The 26,008-nt window shown below is 34.3% G+C and carries 24 protein-coding genes, 3 tRNA genes and 1 pseudogene; 14 read left to right on the forward strand and 14 right to left on the reverse strand.

Going from position 1 to position 26,008, the window contains the following annotated elements; translation table 11 throughout:
- Positions 1-30: 30 nt before the first annotated feature.
- The 5 genes and pseudogenes from HS129_13530 to murI all read left to right on the forward strand — a co-directional run bounded on the left by HS129_13530 (position 31) and on the right by murI (position 6,653).
- On the forward strand, positions 31-1,344 hold the full coding sequence (locus HS129_13530; GenBank protein ID MBE7413059.1) for a thermonuclease family protein: 1,314 nt from the start codon (positions 31-33) through the stop codon (positions 1,342-1,344).
- A pseudogene (locus HS129_13535) lies at positions 1,337-2,025 on the forward strand (MjaI family restriction endonuclease). Before HS129_13530 ends, HS129_13535 begins: the two are co-directional and overlap by 8 nt.
- 98 nt (positions 2,026-2,123) lie before the next feature.
- Positions 2,124-4,268: a SpoIIE family protein phosphatase gene (locus HS129_13540; GenBank protein MBE7413060.1), complete on the forward strand. Its 2,145-nt coding sequence runs from the start codon at positions 2,124-2,126 to the stop codon at positions 4,266-4,268.
- A gap of 288 nt (positions 4,269-4,556) precedes the next feature.
- The gene (locus HS129_13545) at positions 4,557-5,861 is read left to right on the forward strand and encodes a pyridoxal phosphate-dependent aminotransferase (GenBank protein ID MBE7413061.1); all 1,305 of its coding nucleotides are present in this window, start codon (positions 4,557-4,559) and stop codon (positions 5,859-5,861) included.
- 18 nt (positions 5,862-5,879) lie between these two features.
- Positions 5,880-6,653, forward strand: coding sequence for a glutamate racemase (gene murI / locus HS129_13550; GenBank protein MBE7413062.1), 774 nt, complete (start codon positions 5,880-5,882; stop codon positions 6,651-6,653).
- A 157-nt stretch (positions 6,654-6,810) separates the two neighbouring features.
- On the opposite strand, the gene HS129_13555 is transcribed toward murI, so the two are convergent.
- From HS129_13555 to HS129_13565, 3 genes are all read right to left on the reverse strand, one after another.
- Complete coding sequence (locus HS129_13555) at positions 6,811-7,299, reverse strand: DUF1564 family protein (GenBank protein MBE7413063.1); 489 nt, start codon at positions 7,297-7,299, stop codon at positions 6,811-6,813.
- A gap of 482 nt (positions 7,300-7,781) precedes the next feature.
- A complete protein-coding gene (locus HS129_13560; protein ID MBE7413064.1) occupies positions 7,782-8,828 on the reverse strand; it encodes a hypothetical protein in 1,047 nt (348 codons plus the stop codon).
- Entirely contained in the window at positions 8,829-9,260 is a 432-nt protein-coding gene (locus tag HS129_13565) for a universal stress protein (GenBank protein MBE7413065.1), read from the reverse strand.
- Positions 9,261-9,363: 103 nt separating this feature from the next.
- Here HS129_13565 and HS129_13570 point away from each other — a divergent pair, with 103 nt between their 5' ends.
- Positions 9,364-9,837, forward strand: coding sequence for a VOC family protein (locus HS129_13570; GenBank protein MBE7413066.1), 474 nt, complete (start codon positions 9,364-9,366; stop codon positions 9,835-9,837).
- 46 nt (positions 9,838-9,883) lie between these two features.
- Here the strand turns inward: HS129_13570 and HS129_13575 are convergent, their stop codons facing one another.
- Both HS129_13575 and HS129_13580 read right to left on the reverse strand, forming a co-directional pair.
- Positions 9,884-10,861, reverse strand: coding sequence for a flippase-like domain-containing protein (locus HS129_13575; protein MBE7413067.1), 978 nt, complete (start codon positions 10,859-10,861; stop codon positions 9,884-9,886).
- Positions 10,862-10,897: 36 nt separating this feature from the next.
- A complete protein-coding gene (locus HS129_13580) occupies positions 10,898-12,277 on the reverse strand; it encodes a HEAT repeat domain-containing protein (protein MBE7413068.1) in 1,380 nt (459 codons plus the stop codon).
- Between the two features lie 106 nt (positions 12,278-12,383).
- Here HS129_13580 and hflX point away from each other — a divergent pair, with 106 nt between their 5' ends.
- Positions 12,384-14,048, forward strand: coding sequence for a GTPase HflX (hflX, locus tag HS129_13585; protein MBE7413069.1), 1,665 nt, complete (start codon positions 12,384-12,386; stop codon positions 14,046-14,048).
- Here the strand turns inward: hflX and HS129_13590 are convergent.
- The 6 genes from HS129_13590 to HS129_13615 all read right to left on the reverse strand — a co-directional run bounded on the left by HS129_13590 (position 14,009) and on the right by HS129_13615 (position 20,597).
- The gene (locus HS129_13590) at positions 14,009-14,380 is read right to left on the reverse strand and encodes an STAS domain-containing protein (protein ID MBE7413070.1); all 372 of its coding nucleotides are present in this window, start codon (positions 14,378-14,380) and stop codon (positions 14,009-14,011) included. The genes hflX and HS129_13590 overlap by 40 nt on opposite strands.
- A gap of 348 nt (positions 14,381-14,728) precedes the next feature.
- Complete coding sequence (locus tag HS129_13595) at positions 14,729-16,006, reverse strand: homoserine dehydrogenase (GenBank protein MBE7413071.1); 1,278 nt, start codon at positions 16,004-16,006, stop codon at positions 14,729-14,731.
- A gap of 117 nt (positions 16,007-16,123) precedes the next feature.
- Positions 16,124-17,596 carry a beta-propeller fold lactonase family protein gene (locus tag HS129_13600; protein MBE7413072.1) on the reverse strand — a complete coding sequence of 491 codons (1,473 nt, stop codon included), beginning with the start codon at positions 17,594-17,596 and terminating at the stop codon, positions 16,124-16,126.
- 202 nt (positions 17,597-17,798) lie between these two features.
- A complete protein-coding gene (locus HS129_13605) occupies positions 17,799-18,404 on the reverse strand; it encodes a hypothetical protein (protein ID MBE7413073.1) in 606 nt (201 codons plus the stop codon).
- A complete protein-coding gene (locus tag HS129_13610) occupies positions 18,401-19,588 on the reverse strand; it encodes a hypothetical protein (protein MBE7413074.1) in 1,188 nt (395 codons plus the stop codon). The genes HS129_13605 and HS129_13610 overlap by 4 nt, the downstream gene beginning before the upstream one ends.
- 1 nt (position 19,589) lies before the next feature.
- A complete protein-coding gene (locus tag HS129_13615) occupies positions 19,590-20,597 on the reverse strand; it encodes an NAD(P)-dependent glycerol-3-phosphate dehydrogenase (protein MBE7413075.1) in 1,008 nt (335 codons plus the stop codon).
- Between the two features lie 241 nt (positions 20,598-20,838).
- On the opposite strand from HS129_13615, the gene HS129_13620 reads away from it, so the two are divergent.
- Positions 20,839-21,096, forward strand: a complete 258-nt coding sequence (locus HS129_13620; GenBank protein ID MBE7413076.1) for a metal-sensitive transcriptional regulator — start codon at positions 20,839-20,841, stop codon at positions 21,094-21,096.
- 14 nt (positions 21,097-21,110) lie between these two features.
- Here HS129_13620 and HS129_13625 read toward each other — a convergent pair whose 3' ends face one another.
- From HS129_13625 to HS129_13635, 3 genes are all read right to left on the reverse strand, one after another.
- Positions 21,111-22,103 carry an aminopeptidase gene (locus tag HS129_13625; GenBank protein MBE7413077.1) on the reverse strand — a complete coding sequence of 331 codons (993 nt, stop codon included), beginning with the start codon at positions 22,101-22,103 and terminating at the stop codon, positions 21,111-21,113.
- A gap of 64 nt (positions 22,104-22,167) precedes the next feature.
- On the reverse strand, positions 22,168-22,815 hold the full coding sequence (locus tag HS129_13630) for a methyltransferase domain-containing protein (protein MBE7413078.1): 648 nt from the start codon (positions 22,813-22,815) through the stop codon (positions 22,168-22,170).
- An 82-nt stretch (positions 22,816-22,897) separates the two neighbouring features.
- A complete protein-coding gene (locus HS129_13635) occupies positions 22,898-24,010 on the reverse strand; it encodes a class I SAM-dependent RNA methyltransferase (GenBank protein MBE7413079.1) in 1,113 nt (370 codons plus the stop codon).
- A gap of 310 nt (positions 24,011-24,320) precedes the next feature.
- Between HS129_13635 and HS129_13640 the strand changes: the two genes are divergently transcribed.
- The 6 genes from HS129_13640 (at position 24,321) to HS129_13665 (ending at position 26,002) form a co-directional block, all read left to right on the forward strand.
- Positions 24,321-24,403, forward strand: a tRNA-Ser gene (locus tag HS129_13640).
- A gap of 3 nt (positions 24,404-24,406) precedes the next feature.
- A tRNA-Ser gene (locus HS129_13645) sits at positions 24,407-24,495 on the forward strand.
- Between the two features lie 105 nt (positions 24,496-24,600).
- Positions 24,601-25,050 carry a DUF4870 domain-containing protein gene (locus HS129_13650; GenBank protein ID MBE7413080.1) on the forward strand — a complete coding sequence of 150 codons (450 nt, stop codon included), beginning with the start codon at positions 24,601-24,603 and terminating at the stop codon, positions 25,048-25,050.
- Positions 25,031-25,411, forward strand: a complete 381-nt coding sequence (locus HS129_13655; protein ID MBE7413081.1) for a hypothetical protein — start codon at positions 25,031-25,033, stop codon at positions 25,409-25,411. The genes HS129_13650 and HS129_13655 overlap by 20 nt, the downstream gene beginning before the upstream one ends.
- A gap of 4 nt (positions 25,412-25,415) precedes the next feature.
- A tRNA-Arg gene (locus tag HS129_13660) sits at positions 25,416-25,489 on the forward strand.
- Positions 25,490-25,576: 87 nt separating this feature from the next.
- Complete coding sequence (locus tag HS129_13665; protein ID MBE7413082.1) at positions 25,577-26,002, forward strand: nucleoside deaminase; 426 nt, start codon at positions 25,577-25,579, stop codon at positions 26,000-26,002.
- The last annotated feature ends 6 nt before the right edge of the window (positions 26,003-26,008 follow it).

Genomic DNA, 26,008 nt, shown 5'->3' on the forward strand with positions numbered 1-26,008 from the left:
CATAAAATAATAAATGGAGATAGTCGAGTTATGACTGAATTGCCTGACAACTCGATGCATTTGGCTATAACTTCACCACCCTATTGGCAACTCAAGGACTACGGGACTGACAACCAAATTGGTTTTCACGACAGCTACGAAAATTACATCAACAACCTGAATTTAGTTTGGAAGGAATGCTACCGTACTCTTCAAAACGGTTGCAGGTTGTGTGTAAACATTGGCGACCAATTCGCAAGAGCAGTTTATTACGGGCGATATAAAGTCATTCCTATTCGTGAGGAGATTATCAAATTCTGTGAGAACATCGGATTTGACTATATGGGTGCAATCATCTGGCAAAAAGTTACGACTTCCAACACCACAGGTGGTGGCGTTCAAATGGGTTCGTATCCCTATCCAAGAAATGGAATTTTGAAATTGGATTATGAATTTATTCTTGTTTTCAAAAAATTAGGCGATGCTCCCAAACCGACAAAAGAGCAAAAAGAACTTTCCAAAATGACTGCCGAAGAATGGAACACCTATTTTGCAGGGCATTGGAATTTCGCAGGAGCAAGACAAAGCGGACATATTGCAATGTTCCCGGAAGAACTTCCGAGACGACTGATAAAAATGTTTTCGTTTGTTGGAGAAACCGTTCTTGACCCATTCGCAGGAAGCGGAACAACTGCATTAGCAGCAAAAAACACAAATAGGAATTCCGTTGGCTTTGAAATCAATCCTGAATTTATTCCAATCATCAAAGAAAAGTTGGAAGTCCATCAAAAGGATTTGAACGGAACGACTTATGAGTTTGTAAAGCAACAATATATAAAGACAAACTTTGAAAGTGAGATAAAAATGCTTCCATACATTTTTAAAGACCCTCATATCCTTGACAAAAGAATTGACATTAAGAAACTTCAATTCGGCTCTAGGATTGATAAAGACAGTTCTACGAAACGAGAAGAACTATTCACTGTAAAAGAAGTCATTAGCCCCGAAAAAATAAAATTGAATAATGGTTTGGTAGTAAAGCTAATTGGCATAGAATCATACCCAAAAGGCTTAAAAGTTTTGGGAGAATATGTCTATCAAGAGGCAATCAAATTTATTATTGATAAAACAAATGGAAAGAAAGTATTTATGAAATTTGATACAATTAAGTATGAGAATCACAACGAACTGTTAGCTTATTTATACTTAGAAAATAAAACTTTTATCAATGCTCACTTACTAAAAAATGGATTGGTCAAAGTTGACGAAAATCAAGAGTTTAAATATTTATCAAAATTTAAATCGCTTTATAAAGATCGTGGTGAAGTAATAAGTGATAATTTAAAAAAATACCGGTATGCTTAGTATAAAATACTCAAAAGAATTCGGTAAAAAAGAGAAAGTTCTCAATTACGCAACGCAAACCTATCAACTTTCACGACCAAACAAAGTTGGGACAGTAATGGCTCTCATTCGTGAATGTCAGCCGAAAACTATTGAAGAATGGGAAAAGTGGTATTTCCAAAATGCAAATACGGACGGCAAAACACCAACAAAAATTACAAAAGAAAGTTTGACTGAATTGGGTGAACGACTTTATGAAAAATTAAAGTAACCGTCATTCCTGAATGGACAGAAGCGTTTAATCAACTAACTTTACAAGACTGCATTGATTACATTCATAATCTAACAATCAACAGAACTTTTGACGGTTTTATTCGTGAAAAATCTGTTATTGAAGATAATTTGGCAAAAGAATTTCCGAACGTAAAATTTGAAGAAAGCGACCCCGAACTTGACCACGCAGGCGACATTGATTATTTGGGTTGGGTTGGCGACAAAGCGTTTGGAATACAAATCAAACCCGTAACAGCAAAAGCAAATTTCGGCAACTATTCAGCGACAGAACGAATGAAAGCAAGTTTTGCGGACTTCACTAAAAAATTCGGTGGACAAGTTTTCGTTGTTTTCAGCATTGACGACAAAATTAAAAACGAAGAAGTAGTAGGGCAGATTGTCCAAGAAATCAAACGATTGATCAAGTAAGGACAAGACATAAGAACATATTATTGAACTCGGCAAAAAAAAACTTTACACTAAGGAGAGGGATGGATACACCACCCTATTAAGTAATAACTTCTTATATGTTTAAAAAAACTTTTTGGCAAATGACATGGCGGTTAGAATCTTTTACCAGCCTTATTCCTATACCTACATTTGTGTATTTTGTAATGGTTACTGGTGCATTTGTTGGACAGGAAAGAATTATAGCTGTAGCCGTGGCGGGCTTACTTGTCGGTTCAGGTACTGTTGTTTGGGGAATTTTATTTAGGTGGTTTGCCTTAAAAAAATTATTCAGTGAACTCGACCGTTTAGAGTCTGTGAATACTCCTGAAACTGCAGAACGTGAATTGTTGCGTAATAAATTTTTGATGTATCCCTACCGTGAAGGCCGAACTATTATTGCACGTTGGAGTGTTGGTATTTTAGCAGGCGCATTTGTTTATATTGTACAAATAAAAGAAATTCCATTTTATTCGATATTTGTAGAATTTTATTCTCTATTGTTTGTATTACCTATATCTTATGTGATGTATATTTTCATGCCTGAAAGTGTAATCCGACCCATTTTGGCTTGTCCTGTATTTTCAGATTTGCCTCCAGCCGGAAAAAAAATAAGAGAGATTAGTTATTTTTCACGGATGTTACTTGCTATAATCTCAGTAACCATTACGCCGGTTGCTATTTTTGGATTTATTTTATACGCTACCTTAGCAGGAAAAATGTCATTTAAGAATCCCGAAATTCATATTGTGTTGTTGGCGCTTGAAGGATTTGCAGCAATAATCATAGTATCGTATAGAACAGCGAAATCTGTGAAGTTTAACATTAATGATACTAATGAGATTTTGCAACAATTAGGCAAGGGCAATTTTTCTATTACCAGCAATCGTGTGACCACTGATGAGTTTGGCAGACAATCTGAATTATTGACCGTGGTGACAAACGATCTATCCAAAATGTATAACGAAGTAAGGGAGTTAAATGAAAATCTTGAACAGAAGGTCATTGATCGCACAGAAGAATTGAATAAAACTCTTGAAGAAGTTCGCAAACTAAAATTAGCTCAAGATGGAGATTATTTCCTTACATCTCTTATCATTAAGCCTCTTAATCGCAATTATGTTAAAAGTGAAAAATTATCAATAGAATTTTTGCAAAAACAAAAAAAGAAATTTGAATTCAAAGGAAAGCAACATGATATTGGCGGAGATATTTGCAGTGCTTATACTATAAGACTGAGAAATAAAAATTATACCGCATTCATGAACGCGGACGCTATGGGTAAATCGATGCAAGGAGCCGGTGGTGCATTGGTTCTTGGTTCAGTCTATTTTTCAATTATAGAAAGAACTCAAGTTCTTGAATCTATAGGTCGTCTTGCACCGGAGAGATGGCTCAAAAATACTTTCTTAGAATTGCATAAAGTATTTGAGAGTTTCGATGGTTCCATGCTTATTTCTGTAGCTACGGGGCTTGTGGACGATGAAACCGGAATACTCTATTATATTAATGCGGAGCACCCTTGGACAATTTTATATCGAGATAAACAAGCAAAATTTATTGAGAATGAACTGTACTTTAGAAAATTAGGAATGTCAGCGGTTTCTGGAAATATTTTTATTCGAGTTTTTCAGCTTGAACCGGACGACATGCTTATTTGTGGCTCAGATGGTCGTGATGATATTCTCATACGAAATTATGACGGTAGTGTAAAAATGAATGAAGACCCTGATTTGATTTTACAAACAGTCACAGAGGCATCCGGTGAATTGAATGAGATCTATGCACTCACTTCTAAAATTGGTGAGATTACTGATGATTTCTCGCTTTTAAAAATTTTCTACAAAGGGGCACAAGAACAAAACACAGTTGCAAACATTCATAAAGCAGAATCAGGGAAATTATACAAAGAAAAAGAATATCGTCGAGCAGCAGAAAAAGGAGAATCCTATTTTAATAAACGTCCGTCTGATACTGACTTTATGCGTTACCTTTCAAGGTGTCACCGCCTTGCAGGCAATACAGATGTTGCAATAGATTTGTGTGAAAGGCTTCGATTAAGAATACCTACAGATGTGCGTAACTTAGTTGTGCTTACGAGTTTATACATAAATATTGGAAACAGTGCCAGAGCAGCAGAATTGGCGCAAGAAATTAAATCTCTTGACCCACAAAATCACTCATTAATAAAAATCGAAGAATTTCTGCAAAAGAAAAACAAGTAGAATAAAAAAATGAATCTAACATATAAAAAAGAAAGTGGATTGGTTCCGAAATCTCAAAAGAGTATGTTGCAATTGCAGAAGAAAGGCATAAAAGATTATGCAGACGAGAAATGTATGCAAATGAATTTTCTGTAACCGAGTAGGAAATTCTTTTAAACCAATTTTCAAAGCTGAATTTTTCTTAAAAAAATCTTGGCTAATGTAAAGAATGCTAAATTTTTCTTCCTTGAAAAATAGTAGAAATTTCAAAATCCTGTAAAAAGGAAAGAGAATCCTCAGGAAAAATTTATGAGAAGAAATATTGTTCATATTGGAGCTGATGAATTAAATTATGAAATCAGACAAATCGTTGCTATTGGTAAAAAATTAGAAGCTCTTGGTGTGCCAATCACTTGGGAAAATATAGGAGATCCAATTCAAAAAGGAGAGCTTGTCGCTCCTTGGATTAAACAAATTGTTACGGACTTAGTTCAAGAAAATAAATCTTGGGGCTATACCGCAACCCAAGGAGACGAAAATACTAGAATTTTTCTTGCAAACAAAGTAAACGAAAGAGGTGGAGCAAAAATTACCCCTGAGGATATTTTATTTTTTAATGGGCTTGGAGATGCAGTTGCAAAAATTTTTGGGTTTATGAGAAAAGAAGCTAGGATTTTAGGACCCAGTCCTGCTTACTCAACTCTTTCATCTGCCGAAGCTGCTCATAGCGGGTATGACCACCTAACGTATGATTTAAATCCTGATCAAAATTGGATGCCTGACTTAGAGGATATAGAAAATAAAGTAAAGTATAATGATTCTATTACCGGTATTTTACTTATCAACCCGGACAATCCTACGGGAGCTGTATATAATAAAGATTTACTAAAAAAAATTGTTCGTATTTGTGAGAAGTACGACTGCATGTTGATCTGCGATGAAACGTATTCTCACATAAATTACTCTGAAACAGGAAGTATTCACCTGTCTGAAGTAATAGGAGATAAAGTTTGTGGAATTGCGCTTCGATCTATTTCTAAAGAATTTCCTTGGCCCGGTGCAAGGTGTGGCTGGCTTGAAATTTTTAATAGGCAAAACGATCCGATTTTTCAAAGATATATTAAAAGCCTTTTGGATGCAAAGATGCTCGAAGTTTGCTCAACTACTCTCCCTCAGCTTGCAATCCCAAAAATATATTCTTCTAAAGAATTCATTCCTCACTTAAAAAGAAGAAATGAAATTTATAAACAAAGAGCAGAAAAAGCTGTAGCTATTTTAAGTGGGGTCAAGGGGGTAAAAGTTATAGAACCTAAAGGTGCATTTTATCTTACAGTGTATTTTGAACAAGGTACATTAAACTCATCTATGAGCCTTTCTATATCCAATAGAAATGCTTTTGAATATATTAATTCCATTATTCAAGGAAGTGCAAATGATAGAAGATTTGTTTTGAATTTGCTTGCTTCTACAGGAATTTGTGTAGTACCGCTTTCTTCGTTCTGTTGCAAAAAAGATGGGTTTCGCATAACGCTCTTAGAAGAAGATTCAAAAAAGTTTGATTGGATTTTCAACACGGTCCGTAAGTCGATTGAAGAGTATTTGCAATCCGCATAGATAAACTAATTTTTTCCAATGAGTGAAAAACTTTCAACCTATCAAAAAAAAATTGGTGTTTTTGATTCAGGCATGGGAGGAATTTCTGTTCTTAGAGAAATGAATCAAAATCTTAAGGGGATAGATTTTTTTTATTATGGTGATATTGCCAATAGCCCTTATGGAAATAAATCCAAAGAAGAAATTACAAAACTTACTAAAACTGCATGTGAATATTTTTTGGAAAAAAAAGTAGATGCAATTCTTCTTGCGTGCAATACGGCTACATCTGCCAGTGCGAAAATTTTACGGGAAGAATTTTCTATTCCAATATTTGGAATGGAGCCGGCATTAAAACCTGCCTTAATGGAAAACCCGGGACAAAAAATCGCAGTTCTTGCAACCCAATTCACAATTTCAGAGGATAAATTTTTAGAATTAGAAAAAAATCTTAATGCAGTTGGAAGACTTTCTGTTTTTTCTTGTGAAGGCCTTGCATCTCTTGTAGATCAAAAAAATTTTGAAAAGTCTAAAGCTTTTCTAGAGCCTATTTTAGAAAAAGTTCGACAAGAAAAGATTCAGGCAATCGTGCTTGGTTGCACTCACTATGTTCTATTAAAAAAAATTTTCCACTCTCTCTACCCTAATGTAAGGTTATACGATGGGAATAAAGGAACATATACACATGTTCAAAAATCTTTAAATCTTCAAATAGGTCATTCTACCAAGAATCATATAAACCTTTTCTTAAATGGAGGCTCCGATTATGATTATTCAACTGCAAATTATTATTTACAAGAGCCTTTTTCATGATTCCAATCTACAAAATATTTTTCTGTAGTTTTAAACATTCGATCCAAGGTGCTTTACAGTATAGTAGGCTTTGATTATGTAATTTCTATTACGTGTAGATATGCCTCACCTTTGATTTTTTTTGGTAGGTTTTGATTCAAAAGCAGATCTTTCTTTTTTAGTATATTTTTTTGCTTTTTTTGGTTTTTCGCCACTTCTTATGTCGTATCAGCCTATTGTATCGTGTGGTTTTTCTCTTGGAGAGATAGACTCCTACCGCAATCGAACTGACCTTGGGTGGAACTCCAAAGTCATAGAACTTGGCAGGGATGATTATGTCCCATCCGGCAATGTCAAGCAGCAAAAGAAGAGTAAAAAGAGCCGTTCGGGAAATACCAAGCCATTGAGCAAACTCACCAAGCTCAATCCAATCTGCGTTCTCAGGACGAAAATTCTTCTTCTGAAGATTCTGCCCTTCTTCCTGATACACCGTTTTAACACAATCCAACTTTTTCAAAGTCCAAAGTAACACATTCCTGTATCTCTCCAACAATTCGTGCAAGTAATCCTCTCTCGAAATAGTTTCAGTCCTCGAGGTAAACTCATCCATATATTTTTCTGGAATAAGCAGACTTGACTGCGTTCGTTCAAATTTTTCTGGATTCAAAGTATTCTCCTAATATAAAATTTTTCTTTCCTCTAGTTTCTGTCCCCAGCCACTATTTCTTGCCTCTTGATATAAGGTAAAATAATATCGTGATAGAAATAAAATTTTTACAATTTTAGAAAAAATTTTTTAGTTTTTACAGAAAAAATCCCAAATCTACACTAAATGCGTAATCTCTTGAAATCCCCCAAAAAAGTGGAGTTCCCTCATTTTTGCCTAAAAGGTGAACAATTGGTATAAAACATGCACTTTACTGAAAAGAGTGGAGATCCCACATTTTTGCACGAAAAGTACAAAATCTGTACTAAAAGTAAAATCTTCAAAACTCTACTAAAGTGAAAAACCTCGATCTAAAAAGAAAAATCTAATGGAATAAGATTTTAGCTCTACTATTTCCGTCCTTAGACCTCAGTCTTTTCGTCCTCCGAATAGTTCTTTAGAAAGAAGTTGCTATGATAGAATATTTCACTTAAGATAATTTATCATGAAGTCTTTTTTTCAAATGCGGAAAATAAAAAATGCAAAAATGCAAGAATACTTAGTGCAAGCACAATACCCAGTATAGACTTTTGCCAATTAATAAAAATTGTTCCATTAGAAATAATTCTATCTTGTCTATTTTCTTCAGGAACAAAAGGAGTTCCCCCGGATACTTGAAATTTTACTTCTTCATTAATTTTCGAGTACGTAACTTTATACGCCTTCATCTTTTTTGGAACGCCATTCTCAAGAAGTGAGAATTCTTTTGCTCCAATTATTCTTAGTTGTATATCTTCGGGCTTTAAAAAAACTATCTGTCCATTTTTACTTTGATCAAACAACAATTTATCTTCAAATTCAATATCAGATAAATCTGGAGCAGAAATAGAATACGTTAGTTGCAATTCGTTTACACCCGGTAGGATAGCCCTATCTAAAATACGTCCATTTTTTCCCTGAGCTAGCGTTAAAGGAATTCCCATTTTAGATTCATTTTGTGAAATTTGGCCAAATACCTCTGTTGCTGACTTTGGAACATAAATTTCTAATTGCTTGTCAGGATCTAAAAAACTAACAGGTGGGTTGGAAGTGTTTGAAAATATATAAATTTTGTTAATAATAATCTCATTTTTTGTTCGAACGATTTGTAATAGTCCCCTAATTTCAGTTGAGTGAAAATTTTTTTCTGAGTCAAAAACAGTAATCTCCTGCGGTTTATTGAAACTATTAGGGTCCAATGAAACTACCTTATTATAATTGACTCCCATATATTTTGCTTGAAGTAATAGTGAGGACGATTCAGAAATAGAGATTTTAGAAAACGTAAATTTCCCCTGAACATTAGTGATTTCAGAGAGTATTTTCATTTGACTATTTAAGTCAATGAGTCTAAGGGTTTCGGCAAATCCAGTTACCTTTCTTGTCCCGTTGTGAATAGAAACAGAAATATCTACTTCTATTCCAAATACTTGGGTAGAAAAAAATAGAGATAGTAGTAAAAATAGTTTAAGCCGAAACAGATGAACTGACTTTATAGTAAATATTTCCAATTATCGAACAACAGTCACACTGCATGGAGCATGATGAACGACTCTATCCGAAACAGAACCTACTAAAAATCTTGCAAATGCAGAGTTTCCTCTGCTACCGATTACAATTTGATCAATTTTTTCTTTCGAGGCAACTTCACAAATCTTTTCGGCAGGGTATCCTTCCTCAACAAGGCGTTTCCATTTAATATCTGATGAATCTAAAATAGTATGAACTTTTTCGAGTCTTTGATCGGATATCCACTTTACACGTTCTTTTCCGGCAGGAGGATTTTCATAATAGCCCGGAAGAGGTCCAAATTCTTCGACCACCTCTAAAACAAAAACTTCTGCTTTTGCAGCTTTTGCAATCGAGATTCCTAATTCAAGGGCTTTCTTAGAGCTGGCAGATCCATCAATCGGAATCAAAATTCTTTTAATATGTTTATCCATAAAAATATTTTTGAAGAGTAAGGTTTTCTGTAAACAAACTTTTCTTATTCAAAAAACTTGCAAAAGACAAGCTAAGATTTAATCAAGTCTTAGGAGTAAAAAAATGCGACCTTTTAAAGTGTTAGGAATTCAACAAATTGCAATTGGTGGAGACAGCAAAGATCGTCTTTCACATTTCTGGATAGATATTATGGGGTTGACAAAGGTAGGTCAATTCAGAAGCGAAAAAGAAAATGTGGACGAAGACATTGTGAGAATTGGTGAAGGCCCTTTTTCCGTGGAAGTAGATTTGATGATGCCGATTGATTCGAATAAAAGTCCCAAGGTTCATGATCCTAAATTAAATCATTTCGGGTTGTGGATTGATGACTTGCAAAAGTGCGTAGAGTATCTTACTGAAAAAAAAGTTCGGTTTACTCCCGGAGGAATTCGCAAAGGTGCTGCCGGTTATGATGTGTGTTTTATTCATCCTAAGGGAAATGATGAGTTCCCATTTTGTGGCGAAGGCGTTTTGATTGAATTGATACAAGCACCCAAGGAAGTGATCGAGGCGTTTCGTAAGTATTTCCATAAATAATTTTTGCAATTAGTACAATTTAAGAAAAGGCAGTAAAACAAGTTCTTTAACAAGTATTGTTGTGGTTTACGTGAGAATGTCTTCTTGTCCAAATCCAGCTTACATAAATGATTAGTGCAAAAAAACCGTAAAAAATAAATTGAGCTAAATGTAAAATTGTCGCATAAACAAGACCGTTTGCTGAAGTTTTTCCCAATAATACAAAACCAGAGATTATAGAAGCATGAAAAACACCTATCCCGGAAGGAGCTGATGGAATAGCGACACCCATAGCCCCACAAAATATTAAAAAAATAATTTCTATATATGAAATTTGCATTCCGAGTAAGCCAAAAATTCCAAGATAAATTGTTGAATATGCACACAACCACATAAAAAGAGATATTAACGCTGGTTTTAAAAAAGCTCTTAAAGTAAGAAACTCTCCTAAATCCACAATATGCTCTTTAACTTTAGAATGAAAAAATTCTTCCTTTCTTATTAACATAAATGGAAGAGAAAGTATTCTTATGAAAGATTGATTTTTGTATCGAAGGTAAAGCAAAACTGCAATAAGTCCAAGTACCAAAATTCCCGAAAAAGTAAAAATTGCCAAATTAGAGGACTTCTGTTGATTGATTCCTAAGAGAAAAAAAGAAACTAAACCAATGAGGATTACAGTGATAAAATCCACTACTTTCTCAATAAAAATTTTTGAAAGAAGGGTTGGATAAAGAATATGAGATTCTTTTTTACAATAAAAAATTCTAAGTATATCTCCACCTCTGGCCGGTAGAATCATATTCGCTCCACCACCTAAAATAACCGAGGCCAAAGCGAGTTTGTATTTCATTTTTTTTTCAAGAAGAATGTACCATCTTGCACCAAATAGAATAAGACCAAAGATACTACCAAGAATAAATGGTATTAAATAAAAATAATTTATTCTCTCTTTGATCTTATAAAATTCATAGAACTCGATTTTACTGATTAAGAAACTAACTGCAAGAAGACTCGTGACAACTCCTACAAGAAGTTTTTTCAATTATCCACCTACAATTAGTTTGTTTTGAAGATGATATTAATCTTCATCATCTTCGCTTTTTACTTCTTCTTTTTTCTCTTTTTTATTCACCGCAGAGTTATCAAATTCATCTTCATCGTCATCGGTTTCTCTTTCTCTAAGGTCAGAACCGGTAGTTTTGGAAATATTGATTACATCGATCTTTGCACCGTAAACCCAACCTTCAAGATAATTTTTCTTTACGATTCCATCGTCATAAGCTAACTGAACTAAATAGTAGTAATCTTCTAAGATCTTCCCTGCAATTCTTGCTTTATAAAGTTTGGGAGCTACTCTTTTAATTTTAACTATTTCTCCTTTAGACAAGGTGATGATTCTGTCACCTCTGGCGTTTGGACTTCTCTTAATCGTAGCTTGGTTGGATTTGATTATCGCATAACGTCCGGTAGCATTCCTTCTATACGCTAAAACTTTTTCGATATATTTTTTTGTGTCATCGTCTTTAGTCATAAGATAGAGTTTTACGAGAACAAGTGTAGCTCCAAATGTTTGGTTGTTGCTTGCCAAGTTATAAGCAATATAACGAATGAAAGGAGCAAGATTTGGTTTAATTTCGAGAGTTTTATAAATAAGGTCTAAACTTTCTTTGGATCGATGGTGGCTAAGACCGATTAGTGCTTGCATTACAAGCTCGATTTGACTAGACTCAATATATTTTTTGAATGTAGTCCTATCTTCAGCTACATTATAATATCCTAGTCCTTCTAATGCAGCACCAAGCACTTTTACGTCTTCCGATTTAAGTCCTTCTGAAACAATTATTTCTCTTCCAGTCGATGAACGAAGTTTTCCAAGTCCTTTGTATGATGCAGCTCTGATTTCCGGGTATTTTGATTTTGTTCCTCTCAGGAAATATTTAAAGGAGCTTTGTGATCCGATAATCGCAATCGAATTGTATGCCGCCTGACGCACTAAATACCCATCTGTTTCAATCGCTCTGTGTAAAGTTTTAAGACCTGTTCGCATTCTCCCGAGGGCATCTGCTGCTTCAGCACGAACTTCAGGGATCGGGTGTTTTTGCAATAGTCTGATAATTGCATTTTCACCGGATCTGTTTCTGCGTGACTCGTAACGCAAGATAAGACTTTTTGCTTCTTCTATTCTGGCTTTTTCGGTTTTAGTTTCCGGTGCAGCTTTTTTGTCTCCTTCTTTTGGTGCTGACTCATCTTTTTTATTTGAGTCATCATCATCCGTTGAATCATCACCATCATCTTTCACTGTGATTAGCGTAGTGTTGGAATTTTTGGAAAAATCTTGCATTGTGTTTGTTTCAAGAAAATTTTTCTCGTTGAGTTTTTCAGAGAAATACCCTTTTTCAACTGAATAGACAGTTGAAGCAAAAAAGAATAGGAGTGTTGCTATGAGCGATGTTTTCAAGGAAGTCACCTTTATATAAAAAAAGTTTCAAGAATAGTATGAATATTAATCTTGACTTAATTTTCAATCTATTTATATTCTTACTTAAAATTATCGGTAAAAGACTATCAGTAAATTAAGCGGTATTTTAGGAGGATTGAAGGCAGGACAACTCCAAAAGCTAAAAAATCTTGCCGAAAAGCGTCTAAAAGAAGATGTATTGATTTCCAAAGATTTGGCTAAGTCAATTTGTGAGATTTCTTTTGAGATTAGAAGGCAGGTTGGTCTCCTCATAGATCGAAAAGGTTATGTCACACACGTAATTATAGGGAATGACAATTCCATCGAAATTCCCTATCTCGATAGGATTCGCACCTCAGAGACTCGTCTTCGGGGAATTCGGCTCGTACATACCCATTTAAAGAAAGAGCCTCTATCCATGGATGATCTTACAGACTTGGTGTTATTGAGGTTGGACTACATTACTGCAATCACTATGGACTTAAATGGATTTCCTGAGAACTTTTATTCATCTCATATCAACGCTGAAGAAAATTCTGAAAAACTTTGGACTGTATTAGAAAAAGAGTACCCCGGTCAACTAAAAGAAGGAATGCTGTCTGAAATCATTGAAATAGAAAATAGCCTTGCTAAGAGAAGAGACAACTTAAAAGCAGCACAAAAATTGAATCGCGCGATCCTTGTTGGAGTCTATTTGAATAATAAATTTTCCAGAAATCCAGAAAGCTCAATGGCAGAATTGAAAGAGCTTTGTCGAACTGCCGGAATTTATGTAGTGGATACGTTTTCTCAAAAGAGAAGTGCATTGGATGCAAGTACGGTTTTGGGAAAGGGAAAGATTCAAGAAATTATCCTGAACTCGATTCAAAAAGATGTTGAACTACTCGTATTTGATTTAGAGCTTTCCAGTTCTCAAGCAAAGAAAATTTCAGATTTTTCAGATTTGAAGGTAATAGACAGGACTCAACTCATACTCGATATTTTTGCAAGAAATGCAAAAAGTAGAGACGGTAAATTGCAGGTAGAGCTTGCACAATTAAAATATTTAAAAGGGCGACTATCTGAACTCGATGACAATATGTCGAGACTGACCGGAGGAATCGGAGGAAGGGGGCCCGGAGAAACAAAACTTGAAATTGGAAAAAGACGAGTAGAAGAAAAAATTCACAGATTGGAAAATGAAATAAAAAGTTTAAGAACAAGAAGAGAATTGAATAGAAAAAGAAGAGGAAGAAATGAAATTCCTGTAGTCGGGATTGTTGGCTATACCAATGCCGGTAAGTCAACCCTATTGAATTCTTTAACAAACTCAGAAGTGATAGCAGAAGATAAATTATTTGCTACCTTAGACCCTACTACTCGAAGAATTCGTTTTCCCTCTGTAAGAGAAATAATTATTTCTGATACAGTGGGATTTATCCATGACCTGCCTCCGGACTTGTCTAACGCATTCAAAGCAACCTTGGAAGAATTATCTGATGCAGACTTGCTTCTTCATGTAATTGACTCCTCGAATCCGGATTATGAAGAGCACATTAAAGCAGTCGAAAAAATATTGATTGAACTTAAATTAATTGATATTCCGAGAATTCAAGTTTTTAATAAAATAGATTCTTGTCCGAGAGATTTTCCTAAAAACAATCAAAACGATATGTATGTATCTGCTTTGCAAAAAATAGGGTTAGAAGAGCTTTTGGATCGAATAGAAAAAGAAATCTGGTTAAATAAAAATCAAGACCAAGCAGACTTAGCTTTGTCTTTGGATTCATAAATTACAACATCTTTTGGAATTTCGATCAGATTGAGTATGGTTTCTAAAAAAGGATGGATCCCACCGATTACGATTTTTCCATTTTTCTGTGCGACTGTTCGAATAATGGTCAACAACATAGCAATCCCGGTGCTATTGATATATTCAAGCGAAGATAAATCTAATATTAGATTATAAATTTTATCTTCAAAGACGATACTGATTTTCTTGGAAATCTCAAATGCGTTGTTATTAGAAATTTTTCCGCATAGTTCTACAAGCATTACAGGCAGCTCGCCTATGTGCAAAACATCAGTTTCAAAATAAAAAGAATCGAAGTCTGTCCTTACCATACAATCTAATCCTTTATTTTACTATTAGGGTTAAATTTTCAAGATTTATTCTAATTTTTTCCTTGAGTATATATTTTTTTTCATCATAAAACCCCTTCCACACAATTGCAATTTTTCCCCTATTGCGTGAAAGCTCTCCTTCATAATTTAAATATATATTTCTATGGTTTGGCTTCTTTGTGCAAGTTACCTCTTCCCCGCTTTGGAATCTTCCCCAGTCTTTTCTCTGAAACTCATAAGTTAGTAATTCCGAGTTTTCTTCTGTTTCAAAAAATATATCGTAGTGCGATTCATTATGGAAGTTGAAAACTTGCTTAGGGAAATCGTGAAAAGAAATAGTAACCCTTTTCAGAGGGACTCCTGCAACCTGACTAAAATAGTTTTTTCTTTTATAATATCTGTCATCTCGTCGATTTCTTTTAAGGATTTCAGTATATCCCTCTCTTTGGATTTATGGGTAATTACGATTACCTCGATAGGCTCTTTATTGGACTCGTTTTGTCTGACTGTGGAAATTGAAATATTATTATTGCCGAGAACATCTGTAATATGTCCAAGTACTCCAGGTTTATCTACAGTATTAAACCTCAAGTAAAACTTAAGAACGCTTTCTTCAGGATTCATCATTTCTGCGGGAGAAAACAGATTTTTTTCTAGGGAGTTTTTATCTTTTCCGATTCGAGAAGAATAAAAAACTAAATCAGAAACAACTGCGCTTGCAGTAGGAAGTGAGCCTGCGCCCTTCCCCATTAGAATTGTAGGACCGGAAAACTCAGAATGAAAATACACTGCGTTCATTTCGTTCATTACGTTGGCTATCGGGTGAGAGAGAGGAATCATGGCAGGATGGACTCTGGCTTCAATCAAATCTCCGTGTTTTCTGCAAATCCCCAGAAGTTTAATTCTATATCCTAATTGCTTTGCAAACAGAATTTCTGTTTTCGTGATTTTTGAAATTCCTTTGGTAAATATTTTACTGCTTGGAATTTTTCTATCAAATACAAGTCCACCGAGTATAGAAAGCTTTTGTGCCGCATCAATTCCCTCTACGTCAAACGTCGGGTCTTTTTCTGCAAATCCAAGCTCTTGAGCTTTTTTTAGAGCATCTGAATATTCTAAATTATCCTCTTCCATTTTAGATAAGATGAAATTTGTAGTTCCGTTTAGTATTCCATACACAGATTCAAACTGGTTGGATACAAGTCCTGTCTTTACAGTCCGAATCACAGGGATAGCTCCACCGACTGAAGCCTCGTAACCGATTTCTACTCCATTATCAGATGCGAGTTGGAAAAGCTCTTCTCCTTTTTCAGCTATGAGTGCCTTATTCGCAGTAATGACTGTTTTTTTTGAGAGTAAAGATTTTTTTACAATTTCGTAAGCTATAGTAGTTCCACCTATTAGCTCTACTACAATATCAATATCTTTTTTGGACAGAACATCTTCAAAATTATCGGTGACTGGAATAGAAGTGAGTTTTTTAATCTTTTCAGTATCTTTATCACAAATTAGTGCTAAGTTTAGCTCAATTCCTGATCTATCTTGGATTAGCTTTTTTCTTTTTTCAAGAATTGAAATAAGCCCTGAGCCTACAGTTCCGCCACCCACCAACGCTACATTAAACATTTTTTACTCCGATAGTTTTAATCGTTCAAATTACACAAATAAAACATTTTTATCTCTTTATGCAAAATGTAGCTATTATTGAAAGTTGATTTTCCTCTTCTACACTAAAAAATTCTTTTAATTAGCCCCCGTTATCGCTATCCCCGAAGGTGTCGTACCTGTGGCTCCAGAGGAAGAAACTGTCGGGACTCCCGTACTTTGATCAATTGCGCTAACATAGAAAGTGTTTGTAACAGAATTGATTGAATATAAAAATTTTCCGGAAGGGTCAATTATTAGTCCAGTTGGTAAATCGCCACTGGTAGTAACTGTTCCTCCAGAAGTTAAAACTCCAGTAGTAGAATTTATAGTATAACCTGCAATTGTACCTGTTCCACTACCATTATAGCCAAGATATACAAACCTGCCGAGAGGATCCATCGCAACTGATTGAGAAGATGTACCAGTTACAGAAGCAGATGCTATATAGCTCAAAGCACCCGTCGAACCTATTGAGCTGTAGTCAATTTGTTGTGGTGCAGCTGAAGCTGAATAAAGGAATTTACTATCCGGGGATATTTCTATTGCTCTGGAATTATTCCCGGTGTTGTATGAATTGATAAGACTAAGTGCTCCTGAAGTTGGATTGATCGAATAAGAATATATTGAAGATGTAGGAGATTGACACGCTACAAATAGAAATTTTCCGTAAGGGTCGATCTTGATCCAAGCCCCATCCAACCCCGTTGGAAATGATCCGGATGAGGTAAGTGCCCCCGTGCTTAGATCGGCTGTGTATTGATAGATAGTTGAAGACTGATCTACTGAATACACAAATTTACCTGTAGGGTGGATAGCAACCGATTGGGGACCTGTTCCGGTAGATAAAGTAGAAGTAGCAGAATTTAACGATCCGTCAGTTTGATTAATTGTATGAAGTGAGATTGTACTTGTAGAAGGGTAAACAACATATAAAAATTTTCCGGTTGGGTCTATAGTTAGTCCCGTGGGACCGGATCCCGAAACTGGAGTAGAAGTATTTGATAAAGAGCCGTCTGTAGAATTTACAGTAAAAACAGAAATTGTAGTTGCACCACCATTTGTGACGTATAAATACTTAGGTACACTAAACAAGGTTTGAATTGTAACGCTTCCAGTAGCAGAGCCACCACTATTGGATCCGGTGATTGTGTAAGTAGTCATTGCCGTGCCAGTGGTAGGTGTTCCGCTAAGCACACAGTTGCTGCTTAAAACTAATCCGGTAGGTAAGGTCGGACTTGAGGTGCAAGAAGTTGGAGTTCCACCTGTTATAGTAGGGGTTACGCTCGTAATGACAGAATTTTGCCTAAAAAGATAGGGAGTAGGTGAGTAGGTTATCGAATTTGGTTTACTGCCTAAAAGAGAGCAATACGCAGAGCTATCTCCCGTAAACGCTTTAGAAAAGAGGGTATTCTGGTAGGTTTTAGAATTTGGATCGCATGGATTTTCAAATCTAGGATTCTTGCAAGAAAAGTGCAATAGGATAAATGAAATAGCTGCAGTAATCTGAAAAGGCAATAAAACTCTTCTAAAATCAAAAATAAAATTTTTAATATTATGTCTTATAAACATAGACTCCTCCGTAAAGGGATGATACTCCCTTTATATATTATATAAAGATAATTATTTGAAAAGGACAAAAAAAAGAATTTTTTTTAAAATTTATGACACTTCTACAAAAACTCTAAATGAGTTTTGTATCGCTATGAATGGCAATTTCCCTGAGTTTTTGAGCATATATTTCCAAGAAAGACTTTTTGCAGGTACGCTATTTTTATAGACCATACTGCTCTATTTTAGTAGTTTTTAAGAACTTTTTATTGTCTTGCCATACTATTATTCCTGTAGATAGCCTTAAAAGCCTTAGAGTGACTACTAAATATTGGACTTTTTTACCATCAAAATACCTAACGTTATCAGAAATTTCTCCACTCAATTTGTAATTGGGAGATTTTAGATTGCCCAAGGGGATTCGAGTTTCGGAGTCTATGAGCCCCGATTTTCCAAGAATAGCTTCTTGAATAGAATCTAATCTTTGGGCTCTGTCTATGAAATGGATTTGCCTTTTGATTAAGTTTGTAGAAATTTCATTGGAAAGTAATTTTGTGTCTATATGCTCTGAGGAGCGGTTTTCTATTTTTTGAAGTTCCAAAAAGGTTGGCTCATTTTTTGATTTTAAAAAATCATAAATTAAGTCAACCATTGCAGTTACTGTTTTTTGAATTTCAACCGGACCCCATTCGATACTACCTTCAGTTTGTGTCGGGTCGCTGTAACGAGTCCCTCCCGATGCACAAGCAATTGGAAGAAAGATGAAGCAGAATAGAAATGCGACCCTTATTGCAATTGATCGAATCTCAGAAATTACGCAAAGCCTCATTGAATTTGTTTTGTGTTTTGCGAGTTGTGTTTCTTGCTTAGTTTGATTATGATCTGATACTCATTTTTTCCATAACCAAAACGAAAGTCCAATCTTTTTGGACGCTGTTCGTGAAAAAGTTTTTCTAAAGGTTTTTGGTATTTGTCTTTAAATGCCTTTATAGGTTGACCATAAGTTCCAAAAACCCGTATATCCCAATTCTTATCGAATGAATTGATTTTTGGTCCGGTATCGTCCATTACGATGACTTCTGCATTTTTTTGAACATAGTCTTTTAAGTTGCTAAAATTTTTTCCATGCGGTAGGTACGACGCTGCTTTAAACGAGACTGCTACATCTCCCTTATTTTTTAAAAATTTCTCAATCCCTGAATTGCTTGTGAATCCTTTATTAGACACATCCGCAGTGAAATAGTAAATTGTCTTTATATTCTCTTCTGCCAGTAGCTTATCTTTTTCTATAAATTGAATTTTAATTCCATTTAGATTTTTGTCTGCTTGCAATGACTCATTGTTTGAAAGAGGCTCTACTTGACCCGAAGAATTAATTTTTACATATTGAATGCTTAGAGGAGTCAGATCTAAAAAACCAAGATAGGTTAAAAATATCGGGATGGTTCCTTTGATTTTAGATCGATTGATATCTTTACTCATGGACTTTGTTACAAAAAAATTTCTTCGAGAAATAGATTCCAAGGCAACCTGTATTTCGTTGAGACCGGCAGAAAGCTCAGTATCCGAATATTTTTCAAAATTTGGGATTTCTCCGATAGTTTCTAAACCAATCATAATGTATTGTTTTGCATTTGGATAAATCGAATAGATATTAAGAAAATCGGGACCGGAAAAAGGATAGAATACGCTTTCTGCTTTTACATTGGTCACATTTTCGTCGCTCCATTTTCGAATTGGAGTGATCGTTTTCGTTTGAAAATAATTTAAGTATCTTCTTAAAATATCTTTGTATTTTCCGTAATTCCCTTTTTTTATAAATTCAGCTAAGCGGTTATCTTGTAAATCAGTATGACCGGAAAGAAATTTTGATTTCTCGGAAAGCATTTTACTTTCTTCGATTTGTGACTTTGTAAAAGCTCCTCCACCAAAACAAGAGAAGAAGAAAAGTATCCCTGAAAGTAGGAATAGAATTTTTAGTTGTCTGTTTATTTTTTTATTATCAAAAAACATTTTAGTGGTGAACTCCTTCTCTTTTTAGATCCCTACCCATTAAATCTCTCACTACATCTTTTGGAGGTTTATTTTCGTACAACATTTTATAGACTTCTTCTGTAATCGGCATATCTAAACTCATTTTTTTTGCAAGGTCATAAGTACTCTTTGTAGTCTTTACACCCTCTGCAACTTCACTCATACTGTTTAATATATCGGTGAGGGTGCGTCCCTTCCCTAATTCAAAACCTACTGTTCTGTTTCTGGATTGCTCTCCACAACAGGTCAATACCAAATCTCCCATTCCAGAAGGTCCGAGAAAAGTCAGAGGGTCAGCCCCTTTTTTAATTCCCATCTTGGTGATTTCGTGAAGACCTCTTGTAATAAGGGCAGCTCTGGTGTTTTGTCCAAACCCAAGTCCGTCGCTCACACCCGCGGCTATTGCAATTACGTTTTTTAAAGCACCACCTATTTCAACTCCTACTACATCGGGAGTCCAATACGTTCTAAAGTAAGTAAAGCTAAAAATAGATTGTACATTTTTTGCATTGGCTTCATTCTTAGATGCAATGCTTACGATAGTTGGAACTTTACTTACAATTTCTTTTGCAAAGCTGGGGCCGGAAATATAGGATAGATAAGGGTGGTATTTTCCTGGTAATTCTGTTTCAAATATTTCAGAAACTAGTCTCAGAGTGTCGTTTTCTATTCCCTTGGTCGCAGACACAATCGGGATCTTTTCAGGGATAATGTTTTTTATGTCTCGTAGAATGGAACTTAAAACATGGGAAGGAGGAACTGATAAAAGTAAATTCTTGTCTTTTACGACTTCTTCGAGATCGGTAGAGGCTTTTAATTTTTCAGGAAGAGTGTATTTTGGGAGGTATTTAGCGTTTATATGGTTAGAATTAATACTATCAGCTTGCTCTTTGGATCTTGTCCACATCAAGACTTCATAACCCTTGTCTGCCAATAAACTGCCGAGTGCAGTGCCAAAACTTCCGGAACCAATAATTCCAATTTTCATCTTAGCCTCCTGAATTTAAAAAATTTTTACAAAAGATTGCAATAAAATGAATATTCTTTTTTCTATTCTTGTCTTGTCAAATTCTACAATTTTTTCATTTAGAAAAAATTTCCTTTTTTAGACGTTTTTCACAAAAGAGTCTTTGGATCGTCTTATAAAAACTAAAAAAAGAGAGACATAAAGAGTAAAAAATATTTGACTAAAATTTTATAAAAATATCATAAGGGGTATGGTATATGATATGGATGAGAAAAAAGCTTTAATAAATCGCTTGAGTAGAATTGAAGGACAAATCGCTGCAATCAAAAGAGATCTAATGACTGAAAAGAAAGATTGCGAAAAAACTCTCCACCTCTTAAAAGCAGCAAATCATGCCATGAAAAAATTTGGAGAAGCCTATATTTCTCACCATATTGATGTTTGTATCAGGTCAGGCTCAAATAAAAAAGAAGTAGAGAACGACATTCGTAAAGCAATAACCGCAGCATTCTCGTTTTAAAAAATTTTGAGAAATTATTTTTGAATTAATAAAGCCCTTTCTTTCATTGTTAGGCTTTTTAATTTTTCTATTTCAATGTGAAACTTTTTAAAATCCTTTCCACACCGATGAAAGACATCTCTAAAATACCTTCCACCGGAATTGTATCTTAGATAACCTATAAAATCTTCATTATTGAATTTTCTTTCTAAAAATTTTTTCCTATTCATTTCCGAAAATGAAATATTGTCTAAGATAGATTTTTTAAACTCTTCAATAAGAATATTTTTTTGTTGAAGTTTCTCTGCATCGGAAATATTTTTATCATACATTTCATTCAATTGATTTGCAGTTTTTTTTACTAACTCGGAGAATATTTTATTTTCAGATTTTCTCTTTTCGTTTTCTTTTAGTATCTCCTCTTTATTCAAAGAAGTAAAAAAAATTTTCAACCCTTCCTCTTCTACAAAACTTGCATAAGACTCATTAAACACACCATCTCCGTTTATGTAAATTGTAGAGTGTGCCATCTCGTGAAAAATAAGACCCGCTAAATAAAATTCATCTGTCTTTAATTGAGTAGAGAAAATCGGATCGGAAAACCAACCGAGTGTAGAATACCCTCCGGTGATTCTAATTTTCGTATCAAAACCTTTTTCTATTAAAATTTTTTCTTCTTCCTTCGCTTTTTCCAAATCAAAAAAACCTTTATAGGGCACACTCCCTACAATCGGAAACCACCATTGATACGATTCTAATTTCAAAGGGTAAGATGCACTTACATTCCAGCCAATTTCATCTCGATCTAAATGTATGTAATATACAAACCCTCCCTTTGGATTTAAGCCCAATTTTTCTATTGCAAAAATTCTAGTTTGTGTTACGAAATCTAATTTTTCTTTTATTTGGAGGTCTTTTGTTTCATGTATGACATTTTCGATTTTTTCTTTTTTGAGTACGATCCGAATTTGTTCCTTCCCTACGTGGTACAAATAAGGGATACAAGTTTGAAATATAATTGAAAACACGATAATTGCAATAATTCGATAAGGTACGGCTGAATAAAAAAATTTTTTCTTTTTCATATATTGTCTATTGTTTCGTTCTTTCCAAATAGTAAATTCTCTTTCCTTCTCTGATTTTCATACTTTCAAATTTGGATACAGGAAATATTTTTCTTGAAAATGAATATTCTTCCGTAAAAGAAAATTTCTGGTTCATTTTTCTAAATATCGATATGACTTGCCTTGCGTAAGGGCCATAGTCTGTAGCAAATTGAAATTTACCGTTAGGCTTTAAAATACTCCAAATCAAATTTAAGAAATCTTCGGAGATCGTTCTATTTTTTTTGTGCTTTTTTTTGGGCCATGGATCTGGAAAATTTAGAATTATCCAATCAAACGTTAAAGGAGAGAATATTTCCTTTAGAAACCAATTAAAATTCACAGAAATAATTCTAATATTGATTAAATTTTTTTGTTGTATCTTACGAAGTGTATTTTGAATTCTATCCTTTTTCTTTTCCATTAAAACAAAACCGATGTTCGGATTTTCAAGTGCGAGGCGAATTGCAACTTCTCCCCAACCTGAGCCTAACTCTAAACAATACGATTGAATTTCACCAGAAAAATATTTTTTTATATCGCAAGGAGTTTTCCATTCAGGAACAATTAAAAATTCTGAAATCAAGGGAGGTTTTGCCGCTATAGACCATAGTTTTTTTTGCAATTGAATATTCAGTAATGATTTGTCTTGTGACTTTGCCAAAGTGTACCTGATTTTTTTTAATTAAGTATCAAGTTTTCAAATTAGTTTGAAAAGTCTATTTTCTTTCTATTTTTACCAAGGTCTCAAAATAGTGGGTTCTCGGAAAAAAATCAAACAGAGAAATATCGGTAATTTTATACCCCAATTGAAAAAAAAATTTTAGGTCTCTTGCAAGGGTAACATAATTACAACTCGAATAAATCAAAAGTTCTGGTTTGCATTTTTCAAATAATCGAAAAATTTCTCTTCCTAAACCGTTTCTGGGTGGGTTGACAATCCAGTGTTTTGCAGAAAAATTTTCTACATTATTTTGAGAAGAGTATAGATCGCTTTGGATAAATTTTAGATTTTTCTTTTCATTTCGTATCGAATTTTTCTTGGAAAACTCAATAGATTTTTTATCTATTTCCATGCAAGTAGATTTTAAAATTAAATCAGAAATTGAAATAGAAATCAAACCACACCCTGAAAAAAGCTCTACGAATTCTACTTTTGTTTTTGGAAGAAGAGATCGGATTTCTTTGATCCAATTGGAAATCAAAAATCTATTCACTTGAAAAAACCCGTTTATCGGAATTTCAAAAACATATTCTCCAATCCTAAGCATAGAAATTTTTTTAGAATAATCTACAACACCTGTTTCGCTCAATCTTAGTTTGAACTCCTTAGAAAAAGTCGTATTTTTGGGATTTAAGATAAATGAATTTAACTCGTTTGATAAATTTTTGCAACCGTATTTTGGAAAATCTACTAAGGTGTTGGAGCCGGATTGAAAAAATCCGATTCTATTCCCTTGAGTTTTTAGCTGAACATTATTTCTGTAATTCTCAGATTCACTTGAAACTATTTTTATATCCTTTTTGTAATACAATTCCTTCCTGAGTAAATCTTCCTTCACCTTCAACTCTTCCAAATAACTTATGTGGCGAAATTGACAACCCCCACACTTTAAGAAAATTTCGCAGTCGTTGGAAACTCGTATCTCTGACGGAAAAACAACTTCTCTCACACTTAGGAGCTTCAACTTTGAAGTATTTTTTACTAATTCACACTTAACCTCTTCGTTTGGGATGGCACCTGCAATAAAATAGGTTTCTCCTTGGTAATAGCCTATACATAGACCGTTGTTCACCCATTTTTCGGCTTTGATTTTTATTAGCTCTGTCATGTAAATTTAACTGCAAAGTTCAACTTAAAAAAAATGGATACTCTTTCATATATGATTCTTTTAGGAAATCTGATTTGCCCACTTCTACAAAAACCCTTAAATAGAATTTTTCGTTGTTTACAAGTTGTCGATTTACAATATTTTTTCTATATGTTTGTTTGTAACAATAATTTTCGCAGGCGTATCTTTAAGATATCAATGTAGAAAACGTGCAAAACAAGAATAAAATTGAAAAATTCACAGAAATCAAAAGCGAATAGAAATATACTTGACAATATAGGGTATTTTTGTTATACAGTCATTACATTTTGGAGAGGTGGCTGAGTGGTCTAAAGCAGCGGTCTTGAAAACCGTCGTGTGAAAGCACCGTGGGTTCGAATCCTACCCTCTCCGATTGGAGACGTGCCTGAGTGGCCGAAAGGAGCAGTTTGCTAAACTGTCGTATGGGGTAACCTGTACCCAGGGTTCGAATCCCTGCGTCTCCGAAATTTGGGATTCGAAAATATTTTCTTTTTTATGAAAAATGAATTGCCCTTCCGATAAATTTCTATATAGTTACCTAAGCAAACAAATTTAAAAAGAAATTACTTATGTCATCAGGAAAATTTTCAGTCAGCGATGTAGTGAAGTCCATAGAAAAAGCTCGGGATCACGTTAAAGGTGACGAGTCTCCGGAAATTTACGCAGCACTTGCCTATATCCCATTCATTGGATGGATTTTACCATTTGCTTTTCGTAAGCATCAAAAATTGTGCGACTTTCACGCCACTCAAGCCTTTAAGCTAAACCTTGGAATAGCAGCGATTATGTGCATAGTATGGATTTTAAAATACTTCCCTATCATTAGTTGGATTCTGACTGCAATAAAATTCAATCCGATTGTGACAGATTTTTTAAATTATTTGGCATGGGTTGTTTTGATTGCGTTTAGTGCAATGGGAGCAATCAAAGCCTATAAAAAAGAAATGTATGAATTGCCTCTTATAGCTGAGGTTGAGGAGAAAATTAAGGAAATATCACGTGCTTCAAAAAATAAATGATTTGACTCACCAAATCAAATCAACCGATTCGGAAAGGCTTCTGAATTACATTGCCTTACTGCCGCTTTTCTTTAATTGGCTGATCATTTTTTCCATGAAAGGAATATCTGAAAATTGTAAGAAATCCTGTTTAAGATCCGGTGTATTTTCTTCTATATTTTTTATATTGTTGCTAATTAGTTTTCTTTTTTCTTTAGTGCCTATAGTCGGTCCATACATCGGAAGTGCAATACATACAGCTGCAGTTTTACTATACCTTGGTTTATCCGGGTTTTTTATTTATGCAGTAAAAAAAGAAAAAAACGTAAAAATTCATTATATTGATAAGTTTGTTTATAAATTAGAAGAGATACTGCAATAAACAAGCGCCCATAGCTCAACTGGATAGAGCATTTGACTACGGATCAAAAGGTTAGGGGTTCAAATCCCTTTGGGCGCATAATTTTTCAAAAAAGGGAACTACAATTTTAAGGTTGGCACACAAAAAATTATCCGAATACGGGCATTTTACAAAATTTAGAATATTATGGAAGAAGTATTTCTAAAAAAATTTTTTCACAGGTATCCACACGTTTTAGAAGAGATTCCTTCTTTTACTCAGATTTACGATAAGGATGAATTGATTGCAGAAAAATTCAATTCTACGGTGGCAGAAAAAAGTTTTATACAGCATAGTGAAATTTTAGCGATTCAAGAAGCCAATTCTATAAAAACGTATTTTGAAAATGCAACTCTTCTTACAACTCTTGAGCCTTGTATTATGTGTGCGGGTGCAATCATTAAGTCAAGAATTCAAACAGTGATTTATTTCGTTGAAGCTACAAAATATGAAGGTATCTCGTCCTTGCAGCCAGAGTTTATTTACAACCTAAACTTTTTTCCAAAGATTATTTATAATAAAAATGCGAAGATTCAAGAAATATTTAAAAGTTTTTTTTTAGCCAAAAGATAGTTTTCA

The organism is Leptospiraceae bacterium (genome assembly GCA_015075105.1).
In the GTDB taxonomy this organism is placed as follows: domain Bacteria; phylum Spirochaetota; class Leptospiria; order Leptospirales; family Leptospiraceae; genus JABWCC01.

What these genes read in the sequence shown, in the direction of transcription:
- HS129_13605 (MBE7413073.1), bottom strand. Translation starts at nt 18,404, where the DNA reads ATGAGGCTTTGCGTAATTTCTGAGATTCGATCAATTGCAATAAGGGTC.
- HS129_13610 (MBE7413074.1), bottom strand. Translation starts at nt 19,588, where the DNA reads ATGTTTTTTGATAATAAAAAAATAAACAGACAACTAAAAATTCTATTC.
- HS129_13570 (MBE7413066.1), top strand. Translation starts at nt 9,364, where the DNA reads ATGCGACCTTTTAAAGTGTTAGGAATTCAACAAATTGCAATTGGTGGA.
- HS129_13620 (MBE7413076.1), top strand. Translation starts at nt 20,839, where the DNA reads ATGGATGAGAAAAAAGCTTTAATAAATCGCTTGAGTAGAATTGAAGGA.
- HS129_13615 (MBE7413075.1), bottom strand. Translation starts at nt 20,597, where the DNA reads ATGAAAATTGGAATTATTGGTTCCGGAAGTTTTGGCACTGCACTCGGC.
- HS129_13545 (MBE7413061.1), top strand. Translation starts at nt 4,557, where the DNA reads ATGAGAAGAAATATTGTTCATATTGGAGCTGATGAATTAAATTATGAA.
- HS129_13595 (MBE7413071.1), bottom strand. Translation starts at nt 16,006, where the DNA reads ATGTTTAATGTAGCGTTGGTGGGTGGCGGAACTGTAGGCTCAGGGCTT.
- HS129_13635 (MBE7413079.1), bottom strand. Translation starts at nt 24,010, where the DNA reads ATGACAGAGCTAATAAAAATCAAAGCCGAAAAATGGGTGAACAACGGT.
- HS129_13600 (MBE7413072.1), bottom strand. Translation starts at nt 17,596, where the DNA reads ATGTTTATAAGACATAATATTAAAAATTTTATTTTTGATTTTAGAAGA.
- HS129_13540 (MBE7413060.1), top strand. Translation starts at nt 2,124, where the DNA reads ATGTTTAAAAAAACTTTTTGGCAAATGACATGGCGGTTAGAATCTTTT.
- HS129_13590 (MBE7413070.1), bottom strand. Translation starts at nt 14,380, where the DNA reads ATGGTAAGGACAGACTTCGATTCTTTTTATTTTGAAACTGATGTTTTG.
- murI (MBE7413062.1), top strand. Translation starts at nt 5,880, where the DNA reads ATGAGTGAAAAACTTTCAACCTATCAAAAAAAAATTGGTGTTTTTGAT.
- HS129_13530 (MBE7413059.1), top strand. Translation starts at nt 31, where the DNA reads ATGACTGAATTGCCTGACAACTCGATGCATTTGGCTATAACTTCACCA.
- HS129_13650 (MBE7413080.1), top strand. Translation starts at nt 24,601, where the DNA reads ATGTCATCAGGAAAATTTTCAGTCAGCGATGTAGTGAAGTCCATAGAA.
- HS129_13665 (MBE7413082.1), top strand. Translation starts at nt 25,577, where the DNA reads ATGGAAGAAGTATTTCTAAAAAAATTTTTTCACAGGTATCCACACGTT.
- HS129_13565 (MBE7413065.1), bottom strand. Translation starts at nt 9,260, where the DNA reads ATGGATAAACATATTAAAAGAATTTTGATTCCGATTGATGGATCTGCC.